We start from the raw sequence: 25,439 nt of genomic DNA on the forward strand, positions 1-25,439 counted from the left end.
AAATTTGTGCATTTGTGGATAATTTGCTTGCTCGGCGGCAGTCCTGTGGACGAGCAGGGGGATTGTAGGCCTAAACCGATAATCTTGCTGGTATGAGTCATATCCTTGTTTCCGTCGCCTGGCCCTACGCGAATGGGCCCCGTCACATCGGCCACGTCGCTGGGTTCGGCGTCCCCTCGGACGTCTATGCACGCTACGAACGCATGAAGGGCAATGATGTCCTTATGGTTTCGGGGACCGACGAGCATGGCACTCCCATCCTGGTTGAGGCTGACGCCGAAGGAGTGGGGCCTCAGGAGATTGCTGACCGCTACAACCGGGTCATTGTCAAGGATTTGTGCGATCTGGGGCTCAGCTACGACCTCTTCACCAGGACCACGACCGGCAATCATGAGAAGGTGGTGCAGGAGCTTTTCCGCCAGTGCCGGGCCAATGGCTACATCTATGAGGGACAGCAGAAGGTGGCCATCTCGCCTTCCACCGGCCGGACCCTACCGGACCGCTATATCGAGGGGACCTGCCCCATTTGTGGCGCCGATGGCGCTCGCGGCGACCAGTGCGACAACTGCGGCAACGAGCTGGATCCGGACGAGCTGATCAACCCTGTGTCCAAGATCAATGGGGAGACCCCTCGGTTTGAGGAGTCAAAGCACTTCTTCCTTGATCTTCCCGCTCTGGCCGAGGCCAACCTGGCCTGGCTGAAGACCAGGAAGGGCTGGCGCAGCAATGTGCTCAACTTCTCCCTGGGACTCTTCAAGGAGGTCAAGCCGCGGGCTATCACCCGCGATATCGACTGGGGGATTCCCGTGCCTGTGGATGGCTGGGTCGACGATCCCAATAAGAAGCTTTACGTCTGGTTCGACGCCGTCATCGGCTACCTGTCGGCATCCATCGAATGGGCCCGCCGTCAGGGCGATCCCGAGGCCTGGCGCAAGTGGTGGAATGACCCCAAGGCTCTTGGCTACTACTTCATGGGCAAGGACAACATCACCTTCCATTCGCAGATTTGGCCCTCGGAGATTCTGGCATACAACGGCCAGGGATCCAAGGGTGGGCAGCCGGGCCCCTACGGCGAGCTCAATCTGCCTGAGCAGGTGGTGGCCAGTGAGTTCATGACCATGGAGGGCAAGAAGTTCAGCTCCTCCAGGGGCATCGTCATCTACGTCAAGGACATCCTGGCACGCTATCCGGTCGATGCGGTCCGCTACTACATTTCCATCGCCGGACCGGAGACTTCGGACTCGGACTTCACCTGGGCGGAGTTCGTCCGGCACAACAACGAGGAGCTGGCTGCATCATGGGGCAACCTGGTCAATCGCGTGGCCAATCTGCTCAACAAGGACTTCGGCAGCATCCCCCACATCGAGGAGGACTGGCTGACCGAGGAGGACAATGCCCTGCTGGACCGCAGCCTGCAGGCCTTCGATACCGTGGGATCGCTGATTGAGCATCATCGTCAGAAGGCCGCCCTGGTCGAGGCCATGGCCCTGGTGGGCGATATAAACAAGTACATCTCTGCCCAGGAGCCTTGGAAAATTAAGGACGACCGGAATCGTCTGGCTGCCGTCCTGCATACCGCCGCCCAGGCTGTACTGGACGCCAACACCATGCTGGCCCCCTTCCTGCCCCATGCCTCTCAGCGGGTCTGGGAGACCATGGGCGGCAAGGGCACCTTCTCACCCTTGCCTCATGTCGAGGAGGTTGACGACCTGGATCGGTCCGACTTCCACTATCCCATCATCACCGGCGACTACCGGCTGGGGGAGACGGTCCATCCTTGGACGCGCGAGCCCCTCAGGGACGGTACGCCGATCGATCAGCCCACACCCATCTTCCCGCGTATTCCCAAGGAAGCCGTGCAGGAGGAGCTGGACCGCTTCCAGGAGCAGCTGGACCGCCGCAAGGCCAAGGAGCGCGCCAGATTCGAGGCTGAGCAGGCCAAACTGGGCGACCAAGGCAAGTAACGGTCGATGCGCCCGGGACGGCTTTTGTGATTCACAGAGAACTTTGAGGTTTTCGGGCACTTCCTCCAAGGTAGCGCTGGTTATATTTGTTCTGTCGGTTGAGGTACTGGCCGATGGGGGTCATGCGGCCCCGATAACTGAACCCCTTCTTCTCTCTCTTCTCGCCCGGCGGTTCTTCGAACCGCCGGGTTCTTTCGTCATGGAAGACCCATAGGATGAGTAACCATGAAGGTTGCCCAATTCGCCTGTGTGCTCTTCGATTTGGACGGGGTGCTGGTGCCCACGACCATCCTGCACAAGGCCGCCTGGAAGGCGTTGTTCGATCAGGTCCTGCCCGCGAACGTCCCGGCCTACACGGAGCAGGACTACTACGCTTACGTGGATGGTCGCCCCCGCTATGACGGTGTCGATGCCCTGTTGCGCAGCAGGGGTATCGAATTGGACTGGGGCAGCCCCAATGACGATCCGCAGCTGGACACGGTCTGCGGATACGGCAATCGCAAGAACATGACCTTTGAGCGGATGCTGAAGCAGAAGGGGATCGATCCTTACCCGGACACGGTGGATTTGCTTCGGCATCTGCGCGCCGACAAGAAGCGTCTGGCTGTGGTATCCAGTTCGCGCAACACGGTCGAAGTCCTCCAGGCCGCTGGAATCGCCGGATACTTCGACACTGTGGTGGACGGCAATCTCAAGGACGAGATGGGTCTTCAGGGCAAGCCGGCCCCCGACACCTACGCCTATGCGGCCAAGGTGCTTGGACTGCGCAATGAGGATGCCGTTGTGGTCGAGGACGCCATCTCTGGTGTGGCCGCCGGTCACGCGGGCAGGTTCGGCCTGGTTGTGGGCGTGGACAGGGGCGCCGGCCGTGAGCAGTTGCTCAAGGCGGGTGCGGACCTGGTGGTGGACCAACTGATCGAACTGATTGACGATGATGCCAGCGAGCGTGGGCAGGAGGAGGACCCCGGTCTGGATGAGGATCGCTTCCCTGTGGAGGACTGGGGGTTCAGCGAGGTCGGTCGGCCCGATGCGGTCAGTGCCACGGTCTTCTCGGTTACCAACGGCTCCGTCGGTGTCAGGGGCGAAGGCGGCGGGGAACGCTGCCTGGGAAACGGCACCTTCCTGAGCGGTTTCCATGACACCTTCCGAATAGCCCATCCCGAAAGCGCCTACGGATATGCCAAGGTGGGCCAGTTGATCCAGGGGGTGCCCGATGCTTCGGACTTCACCATCAAGGTGGAGGGGCTACCTCTGGGTAGGCCGGAGAAGACCACTCAGCGCCTGGACTTCCGAACCGGAATCGCGACCACCACCAATCTGTATGATTTGGGCCATGGCATCCACCTGAAGACCGTGCTCACCCGCATGGTCTGCCTGTATGACCGCAGTCTGAGCGTCTGTACGCTTACCGTTGAGTCGCCCGACCGGGACATGGCTGTGGTGGTCGAGGGTCCGGTCAATGTCGACAACTCCCGCCATGTCAACTCCAGCGACCCCCGCAAGTCGAACTTTGTGGACGGGTGCGGAATCCACGAGGTGCTGGACAATGCAGTCTATGGCGAGCTGAGTGCGGATTGCAGGGTCTTCCGCTGCAATAATTCACGGCTCAGCCTGGCCCTGGGTGTCCGGCAGTTCAGGGACGGCCGACCTGTCGAGGGATCGGGCTGGCGCATGGATGTGCCCAAGGGCGGTTCCACCCGTCTGGTCCGTTATGCCGTCTACCGCAGCCACCCCATTCTTCCGGCCGGCACCAGCGGCAACGGTCTGGTCGTGCAGACGCGGGGCGAGGGGACCCGGAATCTGGTCGAGGACTGCCGCGATAGGCTGGAGGAGGTCAGCACTCTTTCTCTGGATGAGCTGGAGAAGCGCCAAAGGGAATGGCTGGATCAGTTCTGGGAGCGTCAGGATATCCGCATCCAGACCGACGATGGGGGTCGTACCCAGCAGATGGTGCGGTGGGAACTCTTCCAGCTGGCCCAGTCCACGGCCCAGATCGAGAACGGTGTGGGTGCCAAGGGCCTGAGCGGGTCCGGCTACAGCGGCCACTACTTCTGGGACACTGAGATCTACATTCTCCCCTTCCTGATTTATTCGGCACCTGCTCGGGCAAGAGCCGTCCTTCACTACCGCTACATGATGCTCCCCGCCGCCAGGCGCAGGGCCTGCACGCTCAACCTGAATGGCGCCCTCTTCCCCTGGAGGACCATCGACGGTGAGGAGGCCTCAGCCTACTTCCCCACGGGCACGGCCCAGTACCACATTGATGCTGACATTGCCTACGCGGTGGCGCAGTATGTACAGGTCACCGGCGATGAGGACTTCCTGCAGGCCGAGGGCATCGACATTCTGGTGGAGACGGCTCGTCTCTGGATGAGCCTGGGGCGCTACAAGGAGGACGGCCGCTTCCACATCCACTGTGTGACCGGCCCCGACGAATACACGGTCCTGGTTGACGACAACCTCTACACCAACCAGATGGCCCGTTTCAACCTTCTGGCCGCTTACAAGGCCTATCAGCACTTGCGTGAGAAGCATCCAGACCTGATCGGCACCATACGCGAAAGGCTGCATTTCGACGACGCTGAGGCCGACAAGTGGTCCAGCGCGGCTGAGGCCATGTTCGTCCCCTTCGACGATCAGGAGGGGGTCCATGCCCAGGACGCCCAGTTCATGCAACGCCCCCGCTGGCACTTCGACCAGTTCACGGCCAGGCCCCTGCTGCTGCACTACCATCCGCTGGTCATTTACCGGCACAAGGTGCTCAAGCAGACCGACGTGGTCATGGCCCTCTACCTGCTCAGCTCCTGGTTCACTCCGGAACAGAAGTTGGCTGACTTCGACTACTACGATCCGCTGACCACCGGGGATTCGACCCTGTCTGCAGCCTTCCAGTCCATCCTCGCCGCCGAGGTGGGGCATGACCAGCTGGCCATGCAGTACTTCCGTCGGTCCTTGTTTACGGACGTGGACGACCTGCATGCCAACACCACCGACGGCATCCACCTGGCCGCATGCGGAGGCGTCTGGTCCAGCCTGGTCTGCGGCTTTGGAGGCCTGCGCGACACCGGCGGAACCGGGCTGAATATCGATCCCCGCCTGCCTTCGTCCTGGCGCTCGCTGACCTATGAGTTGGAAGTGCGTGGCACCAGGTTCCAGGTCGCTGTAACAACAGACGGTGTCGATCTGAAGCGCTTGTCAGGACCCGAACTGGACCTTCTGGTTCAGGGGCATCCGCGTCACATATGAACTCCGGGTTCCGGGTCTAGACACGCCCGTTATCCGGGGTTGCATCTGGTTCAGGCTCCAATAGAATAGGCAACGCTTGACGAATCCAGGGCGGACATAAGCGGCGTTGCAGAGGCGAGGAACATAGCCGGGCGTCATCATCGGTCAGTCACTCTCCCGGACGGTCACGGCAATGAGAAGAGACCAGATCAGAGAAGCTCAACAGGGAACGTGAGGGTGTCCTCCAATGTACGTCGATTCTGCGAAGAATCAGCACAGCAACAACCTTCGATGGATCCTCCCCTACTGCAGGCCGGACGCCGGTAGAATCGCCGCCGCCTTCGTGCTCTTTGCGGGGGATAAGGTCCTGGTCATGCTTATGCCCATTTTGGCAGGCATGATCGTGGATCAGGTCATTGGCCAGGGGCATGAGGATCGGCTGCCCAAGCTTTGTTTCGCCATGATAGCCGTAACCCTTGGTCGTAGCATCTGCCGCTATGGCTATCAGATGTTCATGGAGCGTTTCGGCCAGAACACCATTTATCGGCTGGTCAGCGACGAGTACGAAAAGCTCCACGACATGGACTTCACCTACTTCAACCACACCCGCAACGGCGACATCATGAGCCGGATGACCTCGGACACCGATGCCATCCGCCACTTCGTCTCCTGGGTCTCCTACAACATCCTGGATGCTGTCTGCCTCTTTGCCGGGTCCCTGGCCGTCATGTTCACCATCGAATGGCGGCTGGCCCTGGCCCTGCTGGCTGTGACCCCATTCCTCTTCTACTTCACCTGGCAGCTCTCCAAGCACGCCCACCCGCTCTTCTACGCCATTCGCAACTCGCTGGCATCACTCAATTCCATGGTCGAGGAGAACATCGAGGGCAACCGGGTGGTCAAGGCCTTCGTCCGCGAGCCTTATGAGACCGAGAAGTTCGATCAGCACAACGATGACTACATGCAGCGCAACATGGACTCCGCCCGCAACAGCCGCACCTACATGCCCTGGCTGGACGGCTGCTCCTACATGCTCCAGCTGATCACCCTGATCCTGGGCGGCTGGCTGGTCATCCGCCAGCAGATGACCCTGGGTGCCCTGGTCTCCTTCAACAGCTTCCTGTGGATGATTGACGGCCCGGTGCGCCAGTCCGGCTGGCTGATCAACGATGTGGAGCGCTTCAACGCCTCCTGCGTCAAGATCCGTCGGCTGCTGACGGCCGAACCCAGAATCGTCGAGCGCAAGAACGCCCAGGCCGGCGTGGTCCAGGCGGCCACGGTCCGTGCCAAGGTCAACGGCGAGCAGACAGGTGATCCGGTCAGGATTCGTGGGGACATCCGCTTCGACCACGTCAGTTTCGCCTTCCCCGATGACCCGGAGACCCCCATCCTCAAGGACATCGATTTCCACGTGGCGGCCGGCACCCGGCTGGGCATACTGGGGGAGACAGGCTCGGGCAAGTCCACCCTGGTCAGCCTGGTGGCCCGTTTCTACGACCCCACAGTGGGCCATGTGCTCATCGACGGAATCGACGCCCGGCAGTGGCCCTTGGACCTGCTGCGGCGGCAGGTCAATATCGTGGCACAGGACACCTTCCTCTTCTCGGACACCATCGGCGACAATATCGCCTTCGGAGCCCACCGCGACGACGAGCAGTACGTCAGGACCATGGCCTCCATGGCTGGCGCTGACTCCTTCATCAACCGGATGCCCGAGGGCTATGACACTGTAGTGGGCGAGCGCGGAGTTGGCCTGTCGGGTGGCCAGAAGCAGCGGCTCAGCCTGGCCCGGGCCCTGGCTGACGACCCGGCCATCCTGATCATGGACGACACCACATCGGCTGTCGACATGGAGACCGAGGCCACCATCCAGCGGCATCTGCAGGAGATGGAGGGTACCAGGACCATGGTCACCATCGCCCATAGAATCTCCTCCATCAAGGATTCCGACCTGATCCTGGTCCTGGACCACGGCAGGATCGTAGAGCGCGGGTCCCATGAGGATCTGGTCCATGCCCACGGCCGCTACTACCGGATCTACCGCAAGCAGCTGGGGCTGCAATCCGGACAGTCGGCAGGGTTCTGACACATCAGCAGGCATGGCAAGGTGAGACGATGAAGCAACAAGAGCAACGTTCGGCAGGCACCACCCGCAGGAACACCTTCCGCGAGGACGAGGACCTGGAGGAGCAGATTGACTTCGGTGACATCAAGCGCATAGGGGTCTATCTGAAGCCCTACCTGCGCCAGGGGGTGATCATCCTGGCGGCGGTCCTGTCCATGAGCGCCATCGCCGTGGCCATTCCCTACATGACCAAGACCATGATCGACACGGTCATCCCCTCCAAGGATCCGGTCCGGCTCTTCGCCCTGGGGGCGGTCTTTCTGCTGGCCATCGTGGTCTACGAGCTCCTCCTGCGCTACCGGACCGTGGCCATCACCCAGGTAGGGCAGCTCATGCTCAAGGACATGCGCCGGGACCTCTTCACCCACATCCAGACCCTGCCCTTCTCCTACTTCGACTCCCGGCCCCACGGCAAGATCCTGATCCGGGTGGTCAACTACGTCAACACCCTCTCGGATACCCTGAGCTCGGGTCTGATCAACGTGATTGCGGACATCTTCACCTTCCTGCTGACCCTGGTGGTCATGTTCGTCATCGACTGGAAGCTGACCCTCTGGTCGCTGGTTCTCATGCCCCTGCTGGTGCTCTATGTATTGGTCCTCCAGCGCTTCCAGCGACGGGCCTATCAGCGCCTGTCCAACAAGCAGAGCAATCTGAACGCCTATATTCATGAGTCCATCGCGGGGGTCAAGACCACGCAGACCTTCGTCAGGGAGCGCGAGCAGTTCCGTACCTTCCAGGAGCAGCAGGGCCAGGTCCGCAGCGCCTGGATGCGGGCCGTGCACATCCAGTACCTGATGTGGCCAGGAGTGCAGAACATCTCCACCATCACCATCGCACTGATCTACTATCTGGGAATCACCGGCCTGGGCGGCGTGCAGGTGACCACGGGCATGCTGATCGCCTTCGTCGGCTATGCCAACAACTTCTGGAACCCCATCATCAACATCGGCAACTTCTACAACCAGCTGATCACCTGCTCGGCCTACCTGGAGCGCATCTTCGAGACCCTGGACGTCCGCCCCGAGATCGAGGACCGTCCGGGGGCCATAGAGCTGCCACCGGTCAAGGGCAGGGTGGACTTCAACGACGTGGTCTTCAAGTACGAGCCCGGAGGCCGCAACATCCTCAACCTGGTGGACTTCCATGTGCCGGCAGGCAGCACGGTCGCCCTGGTGGGGCCCACGGGCGCCGGCAAGACCACCATTGTCAACCTTCTCTCGCGCTTCTACGACGTGAGCGAGGGAAGCGTCTGCGTGGACGGGCATGACGTGCGCGACGTGACCCTGGCATCCCTGCGTCGGCAGATGGGGGTCATGCTTCAGGACACCTTCATCTTCACTGGCAACGTGCGCGAGAACATCCGCTACGGCCGCCTGGATGCCACCGACCAGCAGATCGAGGAGGCCGCCAAGGCCGTCCATGCCCACGAGTTCATCATGGAGCTGCCTGACGGCTACGACACCAAGGTCGAGGAGCGCGGTTCCACCCTCTCTGCAGGTCAGCGGCAGCTGATCGCCTTTGCCCGTGTTCTTCTGGCCGACCCCCGCATCCTGATTCTGGACGAGGCTACCAGCAGCATCGACACCCGCACCGAGGAGGCCCTCCAGGCCGGACTGGCCCACCTGCTCAAGGGGCGGACCTCCTTCGTCATCGCCCACCGGCTGTCCACCATCGAGAATGCGGACCAGATCTTCTACATCGATCATGGGCAGATTGTGGAGCACGGCACCCACCAGGAGCTTCTGGCCAAGAGGGGCGCCTACTACAGGCTGCATGAGTCCCAATACGCCATGATCCGCACAGCCAACGGCGACCAGGCGCAATCGACACAGCCTGGCGATGATGCAGGACAGGACAACCAGGTTCGGCAGGATCCGGCTGTCTCTGCGCAATAGCAGGCTGGCCTCTGTGTCGCTGCCGGTCCTCAGCCAGCAGTATTACATCGTTGTAAAATAGATAACGACAAGTCAAGGCCGACAGATTCGGCAGCCAGGGCAAAGGAGCAGACGTTGAGCAATACGGTTCACAAGGACGTCGAGGGAGCCGACCCCTACGGGTATCTGATGGTGCACTTCATCGAAGATCCCCAGGGGTATGCCGAGCGCCTCTACTTCGACCTGTCCCGGGGCGACGACCCTCTGAGCTGGGATCCGATGTACGGGGGCAAGCCGCTGCTGACCTCGCACCTGGGCACCACCGGTCTGCGGGACCCCTACATGGTTCGTGACCCGCGTAACGGCCGGGTCTATGTTATGGCCACCGATCTGCGGGTGTTCGGCGGCGATCAGTCGCAGGGCAGCGGCTGGGAGCACTGGTCCCACCACGGCAGCACCAAGCTGATGATCTGGTCCACTGACGACCTGATCCATTGGTCAGGCCCCTGGTCGCTGGATGTGTCCTTGCAGCAGGACGGTAGCAGGGTCCCGTTGGGCATGGCCTGGGCGCCGGAGTGCCTATGGGTGCCCGACTATGAGGGGCCGGGCCAGGGGGCCTTCGTCCTCTACTGGTCATCCAAGCTCTTTGACCAGGATGATCCCGACCATGCCGACCCGTCGGCCTACGACCGCGTGCTCTGGGGGTCGACCACCGACTTCACCCAGGAGCACTTCCGCTATGGGGGAGTGCTTATCGATACCGGTCGCAATGCCATCGACACCACCATGGTCCAGCGTCCCCTGCCCGGTGGCGGCCTGCGCACCTACCGGGCCACCAAGGACAACGGCTTTGGCCGGGGCATCTGGCTGGACAGCACCGACGATCCCCGCTGGTGGCTGCCACAGGCCCGGTGGACCACCATCCAGGAGCGGATCGGCGCCGGCTGGTGCGCCGATGGCAACCCCTCGGGTGTGGAGGGTCCGGCCCTCTATGCCGACCATTCCCGGAACCGTTGGTACCTGCTGGTGGATGTGATCCCTTCAGTGGGGTACAGGCCCATGGTCAGCGATGATCCGGACGCCGGATTTGACTACGCCCGGGAGCAGGACTTCCACCTGCGCCCCCATACCAAGCACGGCGGGGTTCTGTCCCTGACCCGGCAGGAATACGAACGTCTGCGCCCCCTGGCGCAGCAGAACTGAAACAAAAGGACCGAGAAAGGAGCAAGACATGGACAAGGCCTGGAAACCACCTATGGGGTGGAACAGCTGGGACAGCTACGGAACCACCGTCACCGAGCAGGAGGTGCTGGACAATGCGCAGGTCATGCGCGACAGGCTGCTTCCGGTGGGCTGGGACACGGTCGTCATAGACATCGCCTGGTACGACCCGACTGCCAGGGCCCATGGCTATAACGCCAAAGCGCCTCTGGTCCTGGATGACTATGGCCGGCAGTTGCCGGATCCGGTCCGGTTCCCGTCGGCGGCCGATGGCCAGGGGTTCGCTCCGCTGGCCGCTAGGATCCACGATTTGGGCTTGCGCTTCGGCATCCACGTCATGCGGGGCATCCCTCGGCTGGCGGTCGAGCGGAACCTGCCCGTCCTCGGCACCTCCTATACGGCCGCCCAGGTGGCTGATACCACCCATGTCTGTGCCTGGAATCCCGACAATTACGGTCTGGACCAGTCCCATCCGGGAGCTCAGGCCTGGTACGACGCCCAGGTCGACCAGTTCGCCCGTTGGGGGGTGGATTACCTGAAGGTGGACGACATGCAGGCCCCCTTCATGGACCGTGAGATCGATGCCTACGCCCGGGCCATCAGCAAGGCCGAGCAGGCGCATAAGCATCCCATGACCCTCTCCCTGTCCCCGGGCACCCGGGTGCCCACCACCCATCTTGACTTTCTGCGGGATCACGCCCAGCTCTGGCGGATTTCGGACGACCTCTGGGATCGTTGGCAGGACCTTTACGCCCAGTTCGCCCGTCTGGCCCGCTGGGCACCTCTGCAGAGCACAGGCCACTGGGCTGATGCGGACATGTTGCCCCTGGGGCATATCGGACTGCGGGCCGAGCGGGGCGGGGACCGGTCCAGCCTCCTGACGGCCGACGAGCAACGCACCATGCTGACCCTCTGGGCCATGGGGCGCTCGCCGCTGATGGTGGGTGGCGACCTTCCCAGCAGCGATGAGACCACCCTGTCGCTGCTGGACAACCCGGCCCTGGAGGAGGTCACCGCCGGTTCGGACGACAACGGCGAGATCATCCGGGAGCCGGTCGAGGGTGGGGATGACCAAGACAAGGCAATCTTAGGCGAGGAGATCGTCTGGAGGGCCCTGGCCAGGGATTGGGCCGACGGAACCCCCTCAGCCCATGCCGGCGGGGTCTATGCGGCTGTCTTCTGGACCGGGGATCGCCCTCGGCGGATCAGGACGGCCCTGTCCTCCCTGGTGGGCCTGGATGGGGCGGACGGGGCCTGGACCCCGGTCGACCTGTGGCGGGGCCGGGCCACTGAGTCCGCCCAGATCAGCCTGGAGGGACAGGGTGCCGACCGCGAGCTGGTGGCCCTTGTCCCAGCACACGGCGTGGTCTGGGTGGCTCTGGATCCCCGCTGAAGCTGATCAGCGCTTGGAGCCCCAGATGCAGACGTTGTTGCCCAGGGCACTGAAGGTCATGACCGTGCGGTGGTCCTTGTCCCTGGGCAGCCGGGCGAAGACGCCCTGGTAGGTCACGGTCCCGTCTTCCTCCTGGAGGTCCATGGACAGCCGTCCCTGGCCGTCGACCTGCCAGTGGCCCTGGCGCGCTCCGGTCACCTGGCCGCCGGGCTCCAGACGGATGTCCACGGCCTTGACCACGCCCCGGTATCGGGTGCTGTGAGTGTCGGTCACCTTGCGCGGTCCCTTGAAGAAGATGGTCGGATCGTGCTCCACCAGCTCATAGGTCCCGGCCTCGTCCTTGGCGCTGTATGGGCCGCCGGCCTTGGTGCCCAGGTACTCATAGGGGGCGGCTACCAGCCAGCCGTCCGCCGTGGGCATCAGCTGCCGGACCCGGATCTGATGCTCCTCCTTGCGGTCGGAGAATCTGGTGTGGTAGACCACGTAGTCACGGCCGTCCTTGTCATGCAGAGCAGTGTTCCCGCCCTGGGAGACCTCGATGTCGCCCTTCTTGTCCCCGCTCCACTGGTAGGAGCCCATCAGGCGGATGCCTGTCTCGCTGGTCCAGTTGTCGGCCTCGCCGCTGGTGGCGATGGCTGGGTTGCCCCGCTGGTCCAGGTAGGGGCCGGTGATGGAGTCCGAGCGGAACATCCGCATCTGGTAGCCACCGGTCTGCACCAGCTTGCCGTAGGAGAGGAAGAGGTACCAGTGGCCATTGGTGTGCAGCAGCGCCGATCCTTCGCCTGAGTTGCCGAATCCTCCGGCGAGTTTGTGTCCGTAGTAGGCGTCGGACTGGTTGGCCTGGGTGGGGTAGGTGGTGGAGTAGTCGCGCAGCCCGGTCTTGGGGTCCAGGCGGATCATCCAGATGCCGCCGAACCAGGAGCCGAAGCTCATCCACAGGCCCCCCTGCCCGTCATCCTTGACACAGGCATCAATCGCATTGATACCCGTATCCGTGTAGGACTGATAGCGGTCCAGCTCCGGGTCCGAGCCCAGCACCTTGGGAATGTCGGTGCGCATGTAATTGGCCCGGGTGAAGCCGGAGTAGACCACTGGCCCCACATAAGTCCAGTCGCCGTCCACCCGGTCGGCGGTCAGCAGGACGATGACCGAACGATGCTCGGCCCCGTTCAGGCTCAGGTACATGCACCACTTCTTCATGGTGGCGTTGTAGTAGACGTCAGGCGCCCACATGTTGCCGGTCACGTCCGGATTGGAGGACTGCTTGGGCCAGTCCTTCCATATCTTGGCAAAGATCTTCTTGTAATCTCGACTCAGGTTGTTGGTGAAGGGGGTCCAGTTGACCAGATCCGTGCTGCGGGCATAGGCCCGGTGCGAGCCGAAGACGTAGTAGTTCTTGCCTGAGCGAACCACGGAGGGGTCGTGGACCGAGACGCGCTTGGGCTCCTGGCTGGCGGCGGTTTTTGTGCCGCTGGCTGACGGCTGCTGGTTCGAGCAGGCGCCCAAGGCCCCTGTCAGCAGTATCGCCAGACCCGCCGTCAGGGCAGTCAGGGCCTTCATGGCCCGTCCGGTGCGTTTGGGTCTTCTCATGGTTCCTCGCTTTCCGTGGAGGCAGCCCGATCGACCTCGATGACGACCCGCGGCGCATGCCGAACTCATGGTTCGGTTCGGGTGAGCGAACAGCCCGGCCTCATCCATGCGGGCATCGGGCGTCGGGGACTGATCTCCATGTATAATTTCTATCGTTAGAAACGATAGTCGTCGGCGTTGAAGCCGGCAAGCCGGATGGAAGGAATCGTCATGGGTGAGGATGCTCTGGACGGTGGACGAGAATTCGGGGATGGGGTTGCACTCATGTGCTACACCCGGCATCCCACTGATCGTCAGGAGGCCAACAACGAGGACGTCGCACTGAGCATGCACCTGGCCCTGCGCTCGCGGGCGACCGGCCGTTGGGAGCCCCTGAACGGCGACTACGGCATCTTCTTCGCTGCGGCTGTGCCCACCAGGGCTGTCCCGGATAGTGCCCGCGGGGCCTGCACGGCCGGGGCCGCCCTGCCGGGCGAGGCGGCGCCGCCAGAGGGCGGGCACAATCCTGGACTGGACGCTCACCAGGCCTCGCAGGCGGCTCAGGAACAGGCGGTGGTCCCAGGGCAGGATCTGATCCTCAAGAGTCTGATCGACCCCTTCCTGCTGCCCCTGACGGATGGTACCTTCGTAATTTTGGCCACCAGGACTGCCAGAGGGGGCCAGTCGGACGGTTCACAGACCGACTCATTCATGACTGCTCTTTCACCGGATCTGCTGACATATCGACGGCTGCCGCAGGTCCATATCCTGGGCGCTCATGGGGTCCACCGGCCCAGGGCGCGGCTTCTGGACGATGGCCGGGGCTGCCGACTCTACTGGGACGACGATCGCGGGCGGCTGTGCACGGCCACGGTGGACGACCCGACGCGGATGGGCATGGTGGCCGGCATGAAGGTCCTGGAGGATGACGATCCCCTGGCCCAGGGCGACCCCTTGCCACTGGATCGGCGGCGGGCCCTGGAGGAGGACTGCGGCATGAAAGGCATCCTGGCTGGCAATGTGGTGCTGGTCAGCGCCGATTGTGAGCGGGGCCTGCTGGAACGCTTCGGCCGCATCTACAATACGGGCGTGAAGGTGGATCCGGTTCAGGTCACCCGGGGCGATGGCCTGGAATCGGTCCGGCAGGCCCAGGCGCGGCTCCTCTACAGCGACGGATCCACTGCCCTGCGCGGAGTGGATTGGGATCAGAGTCAATTGGAGCGCCTGGCCAGTGATCTGGACCAGGGTCGTCTGAATCCTGGAGAGACCAGGCTGATAGGTGGACGGGTCCGGCAGACGGCCTATCCGGTCCCCTTCGCCCGGCAGCGGGCCGATCCCTCCATTTTCCGCTGGTCCTGGAGGGGTCAGCGCCTGTTCATGTTCATCGCCACCGAGGATGCGGATGGCAATTGTGTCGACCCCTTGAACGGGCACACGCACATGCCCCTGCGGGTGGCCGATACCATCGAGGGTCTGAGCGATCAGGCCGGCGGTCATGAAAAGGAGGTGGACCTGCTGCGCAGGGGGGATCGCAACAGCGAGGGCCGGGTCATGACCGGCTGCTTCTGGGCCCCGGAGATTCATCTGATCGGCGGCAGGCTCTCCATTCTCTTCATGCCTTGCTTCGATGGTCCGCAGACCAACCCGGACGGGACCGCCAATGATCGGGCCGGAAAGCCGGACATGTGGACGGGCAGCTGCCACATCATGCAGCTGCGCCGCGACGACCAGGGCCAGGATCTGGACCCGCGTCGGCCTGAGAACTGGGACAGGCCCCGACCCATCCTGCGGGCTGAAGGCACCCCCCTCAACCCCATCCAGCGCATCAGCCTGGACATGACGGTCCTGCACGATACCGGCCGCTGGTATTACGCCTGGCAGCAGCTGGGCTCGGTCTGGATCGCCGCCTTCGATCCGGCCCGCCCCGACCGTCTGACCAGCACGCCGCGCCAGATCATCGTCCCGGAGTTCGCCTGGGACAACATGATTGCCGAAGGGCCCAACGCCGTGGTCCACGACGGCCGGATCTTCCTGATTTATTCCGGCTCCCTGGTGGGCATCGACTACACCACCGGACTGGTGACTGCGCCGGCCGGAGTCGGCGCCGATCTATGCGATCCCGGCGTGTGGAAGAAGCTGGACTACCCATTGCAGAAGTCCGGGAAGTACAATGGCCATTGGCAGCTGGGCACCGGCCACGGCATGTGGTCTCAGGACGAGGACGGCACCATGATCTACGTCTTCCACAATGCCGAGCATGATCAGGACCGCTACCTTGGCCGCGACAGTCAGGTAAGGCGCGTACATTGGTCTGCTGAGGGGATGCCCGTATTGGATATGCAGACGGATGAGGAGCTCGACCCCACCCGTGCCACGGTAACCTTGGAGGTCAGGGTCTTATGAGTTTAGCCGCTTCCCCCGGCACAGGACGTGGTTCCACCCCGACCATGAAGGATGTGGCCCAGGCTGCAGGAGTGTCGGTAAAGACCGTTTCCAACGTGGTCAATGACTACGAATTTGTCTCCGAGGCTACCAGGGGCAAGGTCAACAAGGCCATAGAGGAGCTGGGTTATCGGGTCAACGTGCCGGCCAGAAATCTGCGGCTGGGCTACACGGGAATGATCTCCCTGGCCATACCGGATCTGGCCATGCCCTACTTCGCTCAGCTCTCCTCCCTGGTCATCGAGGAGGCTAAGAAGCTGGGGATGCGTGTGCTGGTGGAGCCCACCCTCTACTCGCGCGAGGGTGAGATTGAGGCCCTGCACGGCTCCCAGCGATCCATGATCGACGGCCTCATCTACAGCCCGTTGGAGCTGGGCATGGACGACCTGGACCAGTTGCGGGTGGACTATCCCCTGGTGGTTGTGGGGGAGCGGATCTTCAGCGACCAATTTGATCATGTGGCGACGGAGAACGTTGAGGGTGCCAAGCACGCCACCGCCTATTTGATCAATACTGGCTGCCGTCGGGTGGCGGTCATCGGCACCCATCCCGGCGAGAAGCTGGGTTCGGCTGCTCTTCGCCTGGAAGGGTACAGACAGGGTCTTGAGGAGGCCGGCCTGGACTACGATCCCCGGCTGGTGGCCCCATCGCGCATGTGGCACCGTATCGACGGGGTCAACGCTATGAACTCTCTGTTGGACCAGGGCATCGTCCCCGACGGGGTGGTGGCTCTGAACGACATGCTGGCGGCAGGGGTTCTGCATTCCATACAAATGCACGGTATGTCGGTGCCGGACGACATCTCGGTCATCGGCTTCGACAATTCGGACGATTCCCAGTATCTGTCGCCCTCGCTGACCAGCATTTCGCCCGGGCTCAAGGCCGTGGCCAGGCTCTCGGTTCGTGTTCTCAAGGACAGGATCAACGGGGTGCAGCCGCTGAACACCAAGGAAGGCGAGCACGTCTTCCGCAAGGTATCCTCTTCGCTGGTGGTCCGCAATTCAACCCGTGCCCTGCCCGGAAACGAGATCGCCGTCTGATTGCTGATGTTCTTTTTCGTGTGTTCCTGGTTTCTTGATTTCTAACGTTGTAATATACTGAAGACGTTCTCGAACGATTCGAGGTGGCATCGGCGGACCATGGAGGCCTGCCGGTCGGAGCGCAGTCGCTCCGATGCCGACATGGAAAGGTGTGAACATGCGTCATCAATCGTCATCAGGCGCAGGACGACGGAGCCGAGGAGGAGTTGCAGCGGCAGCCCTCGTGGGCATGGTACTGGCGGGCGGCACAGTCGTTTCTCCAGCCTGGGCGGATCAGTCCCCAGCCGACGGCAGCCCCACAACAAGGATGTCGGCCAGTCAGCCCCAGCCCCTGCTTGGCTACGATTTTTCAGCCCTTGCTCCAGGAGACAAGGAGGCAAAAAATACTGTCTCAGGCTCATCCTTTGGCCCGGCCCGCATCCTGGACGCCGATGGTCAGCCGACCGGGGCAGTCAAGGCCGACGACGCGCTCCTGTTCGATGGATCCACCTATGTCAAGCTTCCTGATGACATACTGAGCGGACGTGCCAGCGCCACGGTGTCCATTCGCGTGCGCAACGACCGGTTCAACGCCTCAGGCCTCTGGACCTACCTCTGGTCGCTAGGGGGGACCGGCCAGCAGGCCGTCGGCTCCTGGACCGCCTCCACCCACACCTCCCTGTACACCTCCATCACTTCCAAGGCCAACGGCGAGGGTGAGACCTATCTGCCGGCATCCAAGAACCTGTCTGATGACCGCTTCTCCACGTTGACCGCCACCATCGATGGCAAGAACAATATGGTCCGGCTCTATATCAACGGTCTGCAGGTGGCTGAGGGCAAGGCCACGGTCAATCCCGCCGCCTTTGGCGACCAACATCACAACGTAATCGGCCAGTCCCGATACCCCGGCATAGGCGACGCGCTCTTCCATGGCGCAGTACGTTCATTCGCCGTCTATCCGCAGGCCCTGGATGCCGACCAGATCATTGCCACCTTGCCCTCTGAGGATCTTGGGGATCTGATCGACCAGCAGGCCACATCCCTGGCGGTCCCAGCCGCTGTGGACAGTGATTTCGACCTGCCGGTCGCAACTACTGTTGCCTCAGTGGGATGGACTTCTTCGGCTCCCGGAACAGTCAGCGTCAATGCCGCCACCGGCAGGGCCCATGTGGTCCCCGGCAAGCGGGATGTCCCTGTTACACTGACGGCCCGGCTGCAGGCGACCAAGGCCTCGAAGTCCTCCCAGGACGCTAAAGCCATCAAGCAGGACTACCGGCTTATTGTCAGGGGCACCTCCAAGGATGGTCAGAACGCATACTCGCGCGTCTCCGTGCATGATCCTTCCGTAGTCAAGGCCGGAGGGCGCTACTACATCTTCGGCTCCCACCGTGCCTGGGCCCGCAGCACCGACCTCAAGCATTGGGAGCCCTTCACCAACAATCTGAGCCGGGATTACCAGCGCATTCTGGATCCCATCTGGAAGGCATGGCCCAAGCAGTCCTCCAATCCGGACGTGACCGGCAACATGTGGGCGCCCGAGGTCTATTACAACGCCACCATGAAGAAGTGGTGCATGTACCTGAGCCTGAACGGGGGAGGGTTCCCCTTCCAGAAGTCGGTCATCGTCCTGCTGACCGCTGACGACATCGAGGGTGACTGGAGCCTGGTGGGTCCGGTGGTCTACTCCGGTTTCCAGAAGTCCAACGTGGCGGCCACCGACGTGCCCAAGGTGCTGGGACCCAATGCCGATCTGTCGCGCTATGCCAGCCTTACGGATACGGGTATCAATGCGATTGATGCCTGTGTCAAGGATGACGGGCAGGGGGGCCTGTGGATGAGCTTCGGCTCCTGGTTCGGCGGCATCTGGATGATCCGCCTGGACCCCAAGACCGGGCTGCGCGACTACTCCACCACCTACCCCACCCAGGCCAACCAGTCCGACGCCTACTACGGACACAAACTCGCCGGAGGATTCGGCAACTCAGGCGAAGGCACCGCCCTGGTCCATCAGGGCGACTGGTGGTATCTGATGCTTTCTTACGGTGGGCTTGGGCAGACCGGGGGCTACCAGATGCGTGAATTCCGCTCCCGTTCCATCACCGGCCCCTACCTGGATCAGAACGGCAAACCGGCTGTCTACGGGCGTGCAATGAATGATCTGGATGCCAACCGGGGTCTGCGGATCGACTCCTCCTTCGCCCAGCCCGGGCAGGACCAGGTGCTGACCTCCCAGGGAGGCAACGCACTGTTGATTGACGAAGACCGCGTCTTCAACGTCTACCACACTCGCTTCGTGCGCGCTGAGGGCAACCTGGAAGAGCACCAGGTCCGGGTCAAGCAGATGGTGCAGACCGCTGACGGCTGGCTGGTCATGACGCCCTTCGAATACCGGGATTCGGTAGGTCGGGTATCCTCCAGCCAAGTGGTTGGCGACTACCAGGTGGTGGTCCATGATCCGGTCCGTTACTATGCGGGGTCTGGACTGTCCAGCCCGGCCATCTACCGGTCGGTGTCAGTGAGCCTGCTGGCCGGTGGTCGGCTGGGCGGCCAGGTGCAGGGCTCCTGGACGGCGACTGGCGGCAATCTGACCATTAAGGTGGACTCGGCGGATCCTGGCACTTTGTTGCACGGCGTCTATCGGGCCAAGCTTGGCCGACAGCTTGATGAGCAGGGCCATCCGGTCGTCTTCTTCTCGGGGCTGGGCGGCGATGTCTTCACCGATGCCGGCGCCGATGTCTCCAAGGCAGCAGGTGCTGCGGCCATCTGGGGTTCGCGTCCCCTGACTGATGCCAAGGTTCAAGAGGATGCCAATGTCGATAGCGGTCATGCGACTGTTCCCGCCACGGACTCCGCCCATACACCTGCAAGTCGCTCCGGCAAGGAAGGCAAGGCCAGCCGCCTGCCCTCGACTGGAATGGCCCTGTCGGCTCCGGTCGCTGCCGCATCCGCGGCCCTCGTCTTGGGTCTGGGAGCACTGGTGTTCACCGCCATTCGCCGAGCCCGGGGCTGAACCCGAACACTGCCCAAGCAGCCCTCCGCCTCCGACTTCGATCGTCCGGCGGAGGGTGGGCAGTCCGCTAATATTCAACGTTGTATATTGGTCATATAGACCAGTACCTCCGTCTTCGTGATAGGAACACATGATGAGCGCATACCACAATCCCCTGGTACTCCAGCGGGCCGATCCCTGGGTCATCAGGCACAGGGACCTCTACTATTTCACCGCCTCCTACCCGGCCTATGACAGGATCATCCTGCGTGCCGCCGCCAGGCTGAATGACCTGCAGGCCGCACCTGAGCGCACTATCTGGCGCAAGCACGAGTCCGGCCCCATGAGCAAGTACATCTGGGCGCCCGAACTCCACCAGATCAACGGAGCCTGGTACATCTACTTTGCCGCTGCAGAGGAGGACTTCGGCTCTGCCGATCTGCCCACCCACCGCATGTATGTGCTGGAGAATACCAGCGAAGACCCCATGGAAGGCGAATGGACCGAGAAGGGGCAGATCCAGACCCCGATCGATTCCTTCTCCCTGGATGCCACCACAGCGGTGATCGGGGGCAGCCAGTATTTGATCTGGGCCCAGAAGGATCCGGCCATCGAGGGCAATTCCAATCTCTATATCGCTCGCATGGCCAATCCCTGGACGCTGGCCACTGATCCTGTCATGCTTTCCAAGCCCGAATACGACTGGGAATGCATTGATTTCAAGGTCAACGAGGGGCCGGCGGTCCTGCTTCACCAGGGCATGATCTACCTGACCTACTCGGCCTCGGGCACCGGGGTCCCCTATGCGGTGGGCATGCTGACAGCCCGTGAGGATGCCGACCTGCGGGATCCGGCCTCCTGGACAAAGAGCGATCATCCCGTCTTCAAAACGGCTGAGGAGAACCATCAGTATGGGCCCGGCCACAACTGCTTCACGGTCAGCGAAGACGGCAGCCGGGACCTGATTGTCTACCATGCCCGCAACTACACACATATCGAGGGTGACCCCCTCTTTGATCCCAACCGCCATGCCAGGGTCGGACTGATCACTTGGACCGACCATGGCCCGGACTTCGGACGGCCTCTGCCGGACGATCGGTGGACCCCGTCGAGCCGTCAGATACTGCCTCCCGACGGTAGTCATTGAGCGTCATTGCCGGGCCAAGTCCGACACGCTTGTACATCGTTGGAGAAGCGAGTAGTATATAATTTGCAACGTTAGAAAGATGTCGGTTTACAAAGGCGTGGGCTACGTTCACGTATCTGGGAGCGTGACCAAGCGATGCAAGCCATTGGACCAGATGGGCAGGACATGGTTGTTCCGGTCGTCATCGGTTCCTTTGTAACCGTTGCTTGATGTCGAAAGGACAGAGACAATGAAGGCAATCAGAAAGGCTGCGGTAGCCGCAATCGCGCTCGCCACGCTCAGCACCGTGGGGCTCTCGGCCTGCGGTTCTGGCAGTGGAGGCAAGGATGCCAAGGGCAAGGACGGCGTTACCAACATCGTCATGTGGCACGGATTCTCCGAGGCCGATGGCAAGACTCTGAAGAAGATCGTCGAGAACTTCAACAAGTCCCAGAAGCAATACCACATCGACGCCCAGCTGCAGCCCTGGAGCACCATCGGCGAGACCATGGTCACCAAGGTCACCTCGGGCGACGGTCCTGACTTCGTCACCACCGGTGCCGACAACGGCCAGGGCTGGTCCATTGACGGCACCTTCCAATGCGTGCAGGACTTCTATGACGATCCCTCCAACGAGACCAAGAACTACCTGCCCAACGTGACCAAGCAGACCCAGTTCACCATCGACGGCAAGAAGCAGCAGTGCGCAGTCCCCATGGGCTATGCGCCTACCACCGTCTGGTACAACACCGATATGTGGAAGGCCGCCGGCCTGACCGAGCAGGACTATCCCAAGACCTGGGATCAGCTCCTGGAAGTGGCCAAGAAGCTGACCAAGGGTGACGGTTCCCAGTACGGCATGGCCCTGTCCGACTCCGGATGGGCGGCCTTCATGAAGGGCAACGGCACTGGCCTTTACGATGCCAAGGGCAAGGTCACCATCAACTCCGAGCAGAACAAGGCCTTCCTGCAGAAGATGCGCGAGTTCTACAAGGGCGGTTACTCCAAGACCGGTATGGATGACACCGCTGCACGTGAGTCCTTCGAGTCCGGCCAGTCGGCCATGGTCATCGTCGGCCCCTGGGAGGACCAGGCAGCCACCGACAAGGGCATCAAGCACGATCTGTTCCCCGTTCCCAACGGAGACGGCACCTATGTCTATCCCGACGGCAAGAAGGGCTCCAACACCGGTTCCACCGGCCTGTATTGGTGGGTCACCTCGCAGGTCAAGGATGAAGCCAAGAAGAAGGGCATCTATGCCTTCTTCAAGTACTACAACAACCATGACAACCAGGTCATGTGGTCCCTGGGTTCTGCTTATCCGCCGAACAACAAGACCGTGACCACCGAAGAGCTCTCCAAGCGCCCCCTGATCGCCAAGGTCTCCGAGAACACGGACAACTCCTACATCGGCATCGCCGGCCTCAAGGGCGGCTTCGGTGATATCTCGGCCACCCTGGATTCGGTGACCCAGAACACCGCCCGCACCGACGATGATATTTCCGCCTCGCTGTCCAAAGCCTCCAACAAGATCCAGAAGTACCTGGACGAGTACAAGGCTGAGGACTGATTGACCATCCGCTCCTGAGGAACCGGTTTGGCGGCCAGTAGTGCCGCCGGCCGGTCTCCTCATGGCTGACCGTCGCCCGGGCCCGGCGTCCGGGCGGCACTTTGGAGTACTTATGTCCACTACCACTGGGATCCCACCCGCGCAGGGCGCCGACGCGGTTATCAAGGAGAACAAGAAAACCCTTTCCAGGCGCAATATCCGGATCGGGCTGAGCTTCATAGCCCCGGCTCTGATTGTTCTGTCGGTCTTCGTCTTTTACCCGACCATCAAGACCTTCTTCACCTCGTTGACTACAGACCGCATCAACCGCAAGGGTATCTTTGTCGGTCTGCATAACTACGCCGAGCTGTTCACCAACGCGGACTTCTGGACCGACTTCCGCAACACGGTCATCTACGCGGTCGTCTACGCGCCGCTGGTGGTCATCGTGGCCCTGGCCTTCGCCCTGTTGCTCAACCGCAAGGACATCAAGGGGGTCGGTTTCTTCCGCACCTGCCTGTTCATGCCCTACATCATCTCGCTGACTGTGGCGTCCATCGCCTGGAGCTTCCTTCTTTCGCCCTCCCTGGGTCTTATACCCTACTGGGGCAAGGTGCTCTTCGGCATCCAGCACATGGATCTGCTGGGAACCAAGTCCACGGCCCTGGCCACCATCATCTTCATCACCGTATGGAAGAACTTCGGCTATTTCATGGTTATCTTCCTGGCCGGTCTGCAGGGGATCAACCCGGACCTGTACGAGGCGGCCTCCCTGGATGGGGCCAACGCCTGGCAGCGCTTCCTGCACATCACATTGCCCGGGCTGTTGCCCACCTTCAACTACGTGGTCATCTTCGGACTGATCGGATCCTTCCAGGTCTTCGACCAGGTCTTCATTCTGACCTCCGGAGGCCCCGACCGCGCCACGGAGACCATCGTCTATCGTATCTACACCGAGGCCTTCGGCAACGGCAAGATGGGCTATGCATCGGCCCTGTCCTATGTCCTGCTGATCATGACGCTGATCATCGGCGTTATCCAGCTGGTCTGGAACAACAAGCATGAGAAGGAGGAAATCGGATGAGCCAGTCGACTCCTACCGCAAGCGAGCACGATAAGTTGCTCAGGAGGGCCCATGCCCGACACATGGTGGCAAGGGTTCTGACCTACTTCCTGCTGATCCTGATGACGGTGATCATCATCTTCCCCTTGCTGATTGTGCTGATCACCTCCTTCACGCCCAATAAGCTGACCCAGACCTGGCCGCCCAAGGTGATTCCCTCCTCATTCACCTTCGACAACTACACTTCGCTCTTCCAGCGGATGCCCATCGGCAGGCAGTTGATGAACACGGTGATCTTCGCCGGGGCTGTGACGGTCTTCTCGGTCTTCTTCGACTCCCTGGCTGCCTACGGGCTCTCCAGGATCGACTTCAAGGGGCGCGGCTTCCTGCTGGGAATCCTGATCGCCACCATGATGATTCCTGGCATGGCCCTGCTGATCCCGGTTTACAAGCTGCTGGCGAGCATGGGTTTGGTCAACTCCTACTGGGGCATCATCATCCCCAGGCTGGCTGATGTGGGTGGCATCTTCCTGCTGCGACAGTTCTTCATCTCTCTGCCCAAGGATCTCGACAACGCGGCCCGCATCGACGGTGCAGGCGAGTTCCGCATCTTCTGGCAGATCATCCTGCCCAACGCCAAGTCCGCGGTGCTGGTGGTGACCATGTTCAACTTCATGGGCAACTGGAACGACCTGCTCTGGCCGTTGATCATGACCAGCCGCCCGGAGACCAGGACCATCACCGCTGGTCTGGCCATGCTGACCGGCCATGGTTCCTCGGTCACGCCTTACGGCGTGGTCATGGCAGGCGCTCTGATCTCGGCGCTGCCCCTGCTGATCGTCTTCTTCTTCATCCAGAAGAGCTTCGTGCAGGGCATCGCCATGACGGGCATCAAGTGACCGACATCATCGGCACCAGGTGCAGGGCCAGTTGAGGGGCGGGCCGCTATGCTTGGTACCCAAGGGACCGACGGGGGTGACCAACCTCCGTCGGCCCCTTGTTTGTTCTGGATTTAGACTGGGCTGGTGAACGTTGCGGACGGGGAGGTCAGGCATGGATGAGCGTCAGGACGATCAGTATGGGCTGAGCTCCGACCAGGAGGAGGCCCTGGGGGTTCTGGCATCGGCGGATCCTCATGCCGGACAGTCCAAATGGACCATCTTCAGGCAATTGCCGCCGGATAAGCGTTGGCCCTACTTCGCCCAGCACTTCCTTCCTGGTATTCTGGCCGCTGGTCTGGTGCTGGCCCTTCTGGTCAGCCTGGTCGTCACCAGACTGACCAGGCCGCCAGACCCGCTTATTTCAGTCCAGGGCTTCAACATGAGCGCCCATGAGGAAGGGTTCGACCGCCTCAAACAGGGATTCATGCGCGACCGGGGAATCAAGGATGGTCGACTGGTGGATATGGAGGCGACCCTGACGTTAAACGGTCAAGGCTACGACGATTCGGCCAAGGCCCTGACCCGGGTCACCGCAGGCGAGATCAACATGGTGATCGCCCCTGCGGGACTCTTTCCGACTCTGTGCAAGCGTGGGCTGGTGGCTAAGCCCTCGCAAGGATTGAAGGGCGACGACCTGCGTCGGTTGGCCAGCCAGGGTGTTCTGGTGGATTCCAAGGGTAGGCAGGTATCTAATCCCTCCCATGCCATGGGTCTGGATCTCTCCCGCTCATCGCGTTGGCGGCAGGTGCCCGGCCTTCCTGATCACGCCGTCCTGGGACTGAGCAACGTAGCCGACACCATAACCTACGTCCGGGCCTTCGTCGACTATATGGATTTCGGCTGAGTCTGTGAGCATCTATGTCATGTACCTATACGTGAATGGCGAGGAGGATTCGTTAAGCCCATGTGGGCACGGCTGACAGGTAGGGACTT

15 protein-coding genes are annotated in these 25,439 nt (G+C 61.9%); 14 read left to right on the forward strand and 1 reads right to left on the reverse strand.

The annotated features are described in order from the left end of the window. Positions 1 to 92 precede the first annotated feature (92 nt). From metG to ACNAOV_RS00835, 6 genes are all read left to right on the forward strand, one after another. Positions 93 to 1,964 carry a methionine--tRNA ligase gene (gene metG, locus ACNAOV_RS00810; protein WP_416517556.1) on the forward strand — a complete coding sequence of 624 codons (1,872 nt, stop codon included), beginning with the start codon at positions 93 to 95 and terminating at the stop codon, positions 1,962 to 1,964. A 225-nt stretch (positions 1,965 to 2,189) separates the two neighbouring features. Then, positions 2,190 to 5,210, forward strand: coding sequence for an HAD-IA family hydrolase (locus ACNAOV_RS00815; RefSeq protein WP_416517557.1), 3,021 nt, complete (start codon positions 2,190 to 2,192; stop codon positions 5,208 to 5,210). Positions 5,211 to 5,436: 226 nt separating this feature from the next. Then, positions 5,437 to 7,275 (forward strand): ABC transporter ATP-binding protein, encoded by a 1,839-nt coding sequence (locus ACNAOV_RS00820; RefSeq protein WP_416517558.1) that lies wholly within the window; start codon positions 5,437 to 5,439, stop codon positions 7,273 to 7,275. A gap of 29 nt (positions 7,276 to 7,304) precedes the next feature. After that, positions 7,305 to 9,212 (forward strand): ABC transporter ATP-binding protein, encoded by a 1,908-nt coding sequence (locus tag ACNAOV_RS00825; RefSeq protein WP_416517559.1) that lies wholly within the window; start codon positions 7,305 to 7,307, stop codon positions 9,210 to 9,212. Between the two features lie 114 nt (positions 9,213 to 9,326). Next, positions 9,327 to 10,394: a glycoside hydrolase family 43 protein gene (locus ACNAOV_RS00830; RefSeq protein WP_416517560.1), complete on the forward strand. Its 1,068-nt coding sequence runs from the start codon at positions 9,327 to 9,329 to the stop codon at positions 10,392 to 10,394. A gap of 52 nt (positions 10,395 to 10,446) precedes the next feature. Further along, the gene (locus ACNAOV_RS00835) at positions 10,447 to 11,805 is read left to right on the forward strand and encodes a glycoside hydrolase family 27 protein (RefSeq protein ID WP_416518111.1); all 1,359 of its coding nucleotides are present in this window, start codon (positions 10,447 to 10,449) and stop codon (positions 11,803 to 11,805) included. Between the two features lie 6 nt (positions 11,806 to 11,811). Here the strand turns inward: ACNAOV_RS00835 and ACNAOV_RS00840 are convergent, their stop codons facing one another. Then, positions 11,812 to 13,395 carry a glycoside hydrolase family 43 protein gene (locus ACNAOV_RS00840; RefSeq protein WP_416517561.1) on the reverse strand — a complete coding sequence of 528 codons (1,584 nt, stop codon included), beginning with the start codon at positions 13,393 to 13,395 and terminating at the stop codon, positions 11,812 to 11,814. A gap of 210 nt (positions 13,396 to 13,605) precedes the next feature. Between ACNAOV_RS00840 and ACNAOV_RS00845 the strand changes: the two genes are divergently transcribed. The 8 genes from ACNAOV_RS00845 to ACNAOV_RS00880 all read left to right on the forward strand — a co-directional run bounded on the left by ACNAOV_RS00845 (position 13,606) and on the right by ACNAOV_RS00880 (position 25,350). Further along, positions 13,606 to 15,777, forward strand: coding sequence for a family 43 glycosylhydrolase (locus ACNAOV_RS00845; RefSeq protein ID WP_416517562.1), 2,172 nt, complete (start codon positions 13,606 to 13,608; stop codon positions 15,775 to 15,777). Then, positions 15,774 to 16,856, forward strand: a complete 1,083-nt coding sequence (locus tag ACNAOV_RS00850) for a LacI family DNA-binding transcriptional regulator (protein ID WP_416517563.1) — start codon at positions 15,774 to 15,776, stop codon at positions 16,854 to 16,856. The genes ACNAOV_RS00845 and ACNAOV_RS00850 overlap by 4 nt, the downstream gene beginning before the upstream one ends. 157 nt (positions 16,857 to 17,013) lie before the next feature. After that, on the forward strand, positions 17,014 to 19,848 hold the full coding sequence (locus ACNAOV_RS00855; protein WP_416517564.1) for a family 43 glycosylhydrolase: 2,835 nt from the start codon (positions 17,014 to 17,016) through the stop codon (positions 19,846 to 19,848). 133 nt (positions 19,849 to 19,981) lie between these two features. Then, positions 19,982 to 20,974, forward strand: coding sequence for a family 43 glycosylhydrolase (locus ACNAOV_RS00860; RefSeq protein WP_416517565.1), 993 nt, complete (start codon positions 19,982 to 19,984; stop codon positions 20,972 to 20,974). A gap of 229 nt (positions 20,975 to 21,203) precedes the next feature. After that, the gene (locus ACNAOV_RS00865; RefSeq protein WP_416517566.1) at positions 21,204 to 22,523 is read left to right on the forward strand and encodes an ABC transporter substrate-binding protein; all 1,320 of its coding nucleotides are present in this window, start codon (positions 21,204 to 21,206) and stop codon (positions 22,521 to 22,523) included. Between the two features lie 112 nt (positions 22,524 to 22,635). Further along, positions 22,636 to 23,586 carry a carbohydrate ABC transporter permease gene (locus tag ACNAOV_RS00870; protein WP_416517567.1) on the forward strand — a complete coding sequence of 317 codons (951 nt, stop codon included), beginning with the start codon at positions 22,636 to 22,638 and terminating at the stop codon, positions 23,584 to 23,586. Continuing rightward, complete coding sequence (locus tag ACNAOV_RS00875) at positions 23,583 to 24,464, forward strand: carbohydrate ABC transporter permease (RefSeq protein ID WP_416517568.1); 882 nt, start codon at positions 23,583 to 23,585, stop codon at positions 24,462 to 24,464. Before ACNAOV_RS00870 ends, ACNAOV_RS00875 begins: the two co-directional genes overlap by 4 nt. Positions 24,465 to 24,618: 154 nt before the next feature. Further along, positions 24,619 to 25,350 (forward strand): hypothetical protein, encoded by a 732-nt coding sequence (locus ACNAOV_RS00880; protein WP_416517569.1) that lies wholly within the window; start codon positions 24,619 to 24,621, stop codon positions 25,348 to 25,350. Positions 25,351 to 25,439: the final 89 nt, after the last annotated feature.

Origin of the sequence: Bifidobacterium asteroides (assembly GCF_048001765.1) — a bacterium.
Taxonomy (GTDB): domain Bacteria; phylum Actinomycetota; class Actinomycetes; order Actinomycetales; family Bifidobacteriaceae; genus Bombiscardovia; species Bombiscardovia asteroides_K.

Bases quoted from the DNA above. Each gene is read 5' to 3' on its own strand.
- metG (WP_416517556.1), top strand. From the start codon at position 93: ATGAGTCATATCCTTGTTTCCGTCGCCTGGCCCTACGCGAATGGGCCC.
- ACNAOV_RS00820 (WP_416517558.1), top strand. From the start codon at position 5,437: ATGTACGTCGATTCTGCGAAGAATCAGCACAGCAACAACCTTCGATGG.
- ACNAOV_RS00840 (WP_416517561.1), bottom strand. From the start codon at position 13,395: ATGAGAAGACCCAAACGCACCGGACGGGCCATGAAGGCCCTGACTGCC.
- ACNAOV_RS00865 (WP_416517566.1), top strand. From the start codon at position 21,204: ATGAAGGCAATCAGAAAGGCTGCGGTAGCCGCAATCGCGCTCGCCACG.
- ACNAOV_RS00825 (WP_416517559.1), top strand. From the start codon at position 7,305: ATGAAGCAACAAGAGCAACGTTCGGCAGGCACCACCCGCAGGAACACC.
- ACNAOV_RS00835 (WP_416518111.1), top strand. From the start codon at position 10,447: ATGGGGTGGAACAGCTGGGACAGCTACGGAACCACCGTCACCGAGCAG.
- ACNAOV_RS00845 (WP_416517562.1), top strand. From the start codon at position 13,606: ATGGGTGAGGATGCTCTGGACGGTGGACGAGAATTCGGGGATGGGGTT.
- ACNAOV_RS00815 (WP_416517557.1), top strand. From the start codon at position 2,190: ATGAAGGTTGCCCAATTCGCCTGTGTGCTCTTCGATTTGGACGGGGTG.
- ACNAOV_RS00870 (WP_416517567.1), top strand. From the start codon at position 22,636: ATGTCCACTACCACTGGGATCCCACCCGCGCAGGGCGCCGACGCGGTT.
- ACNAOV_RS00850 (WP_416517563.1), top strand. From the start codon at position 15,774: ATGAGTTTAGCCGCTTCCCCCGGCACAGGACGTGGTTCCACCCCGACC.
- ACNAOV_RS00880 (WP_416517569.1), top strand. From the start codon at position 24,619: ATGGATGAGCGTCAGGACGATCAGTATGGGCTGAGCTCCGACCAGGAG.
- ACNAOV_RS00855 (WP_416517564.1), top strand. From the start codon at position 17,014: ATGCGTCATCAATCGTCATCAGGCGCAGGACGACGGAGCCGAGGAGGA.
- ACNAOV_RS00860 (WP_416517565.1), top strand. From the start codon at position 19,982: ATGAGCGCATACCACAATCCCCTGGTACTCCAGCGGGCCGATCCCTGG.
- ACNAOV_RS00875 (WP_416517568.1), top strand. From the start codon at position 23,583: ATGAGCCAGTCGACTCCTACCGCAAGCGAGCACGATAAGTTGCTCAGG.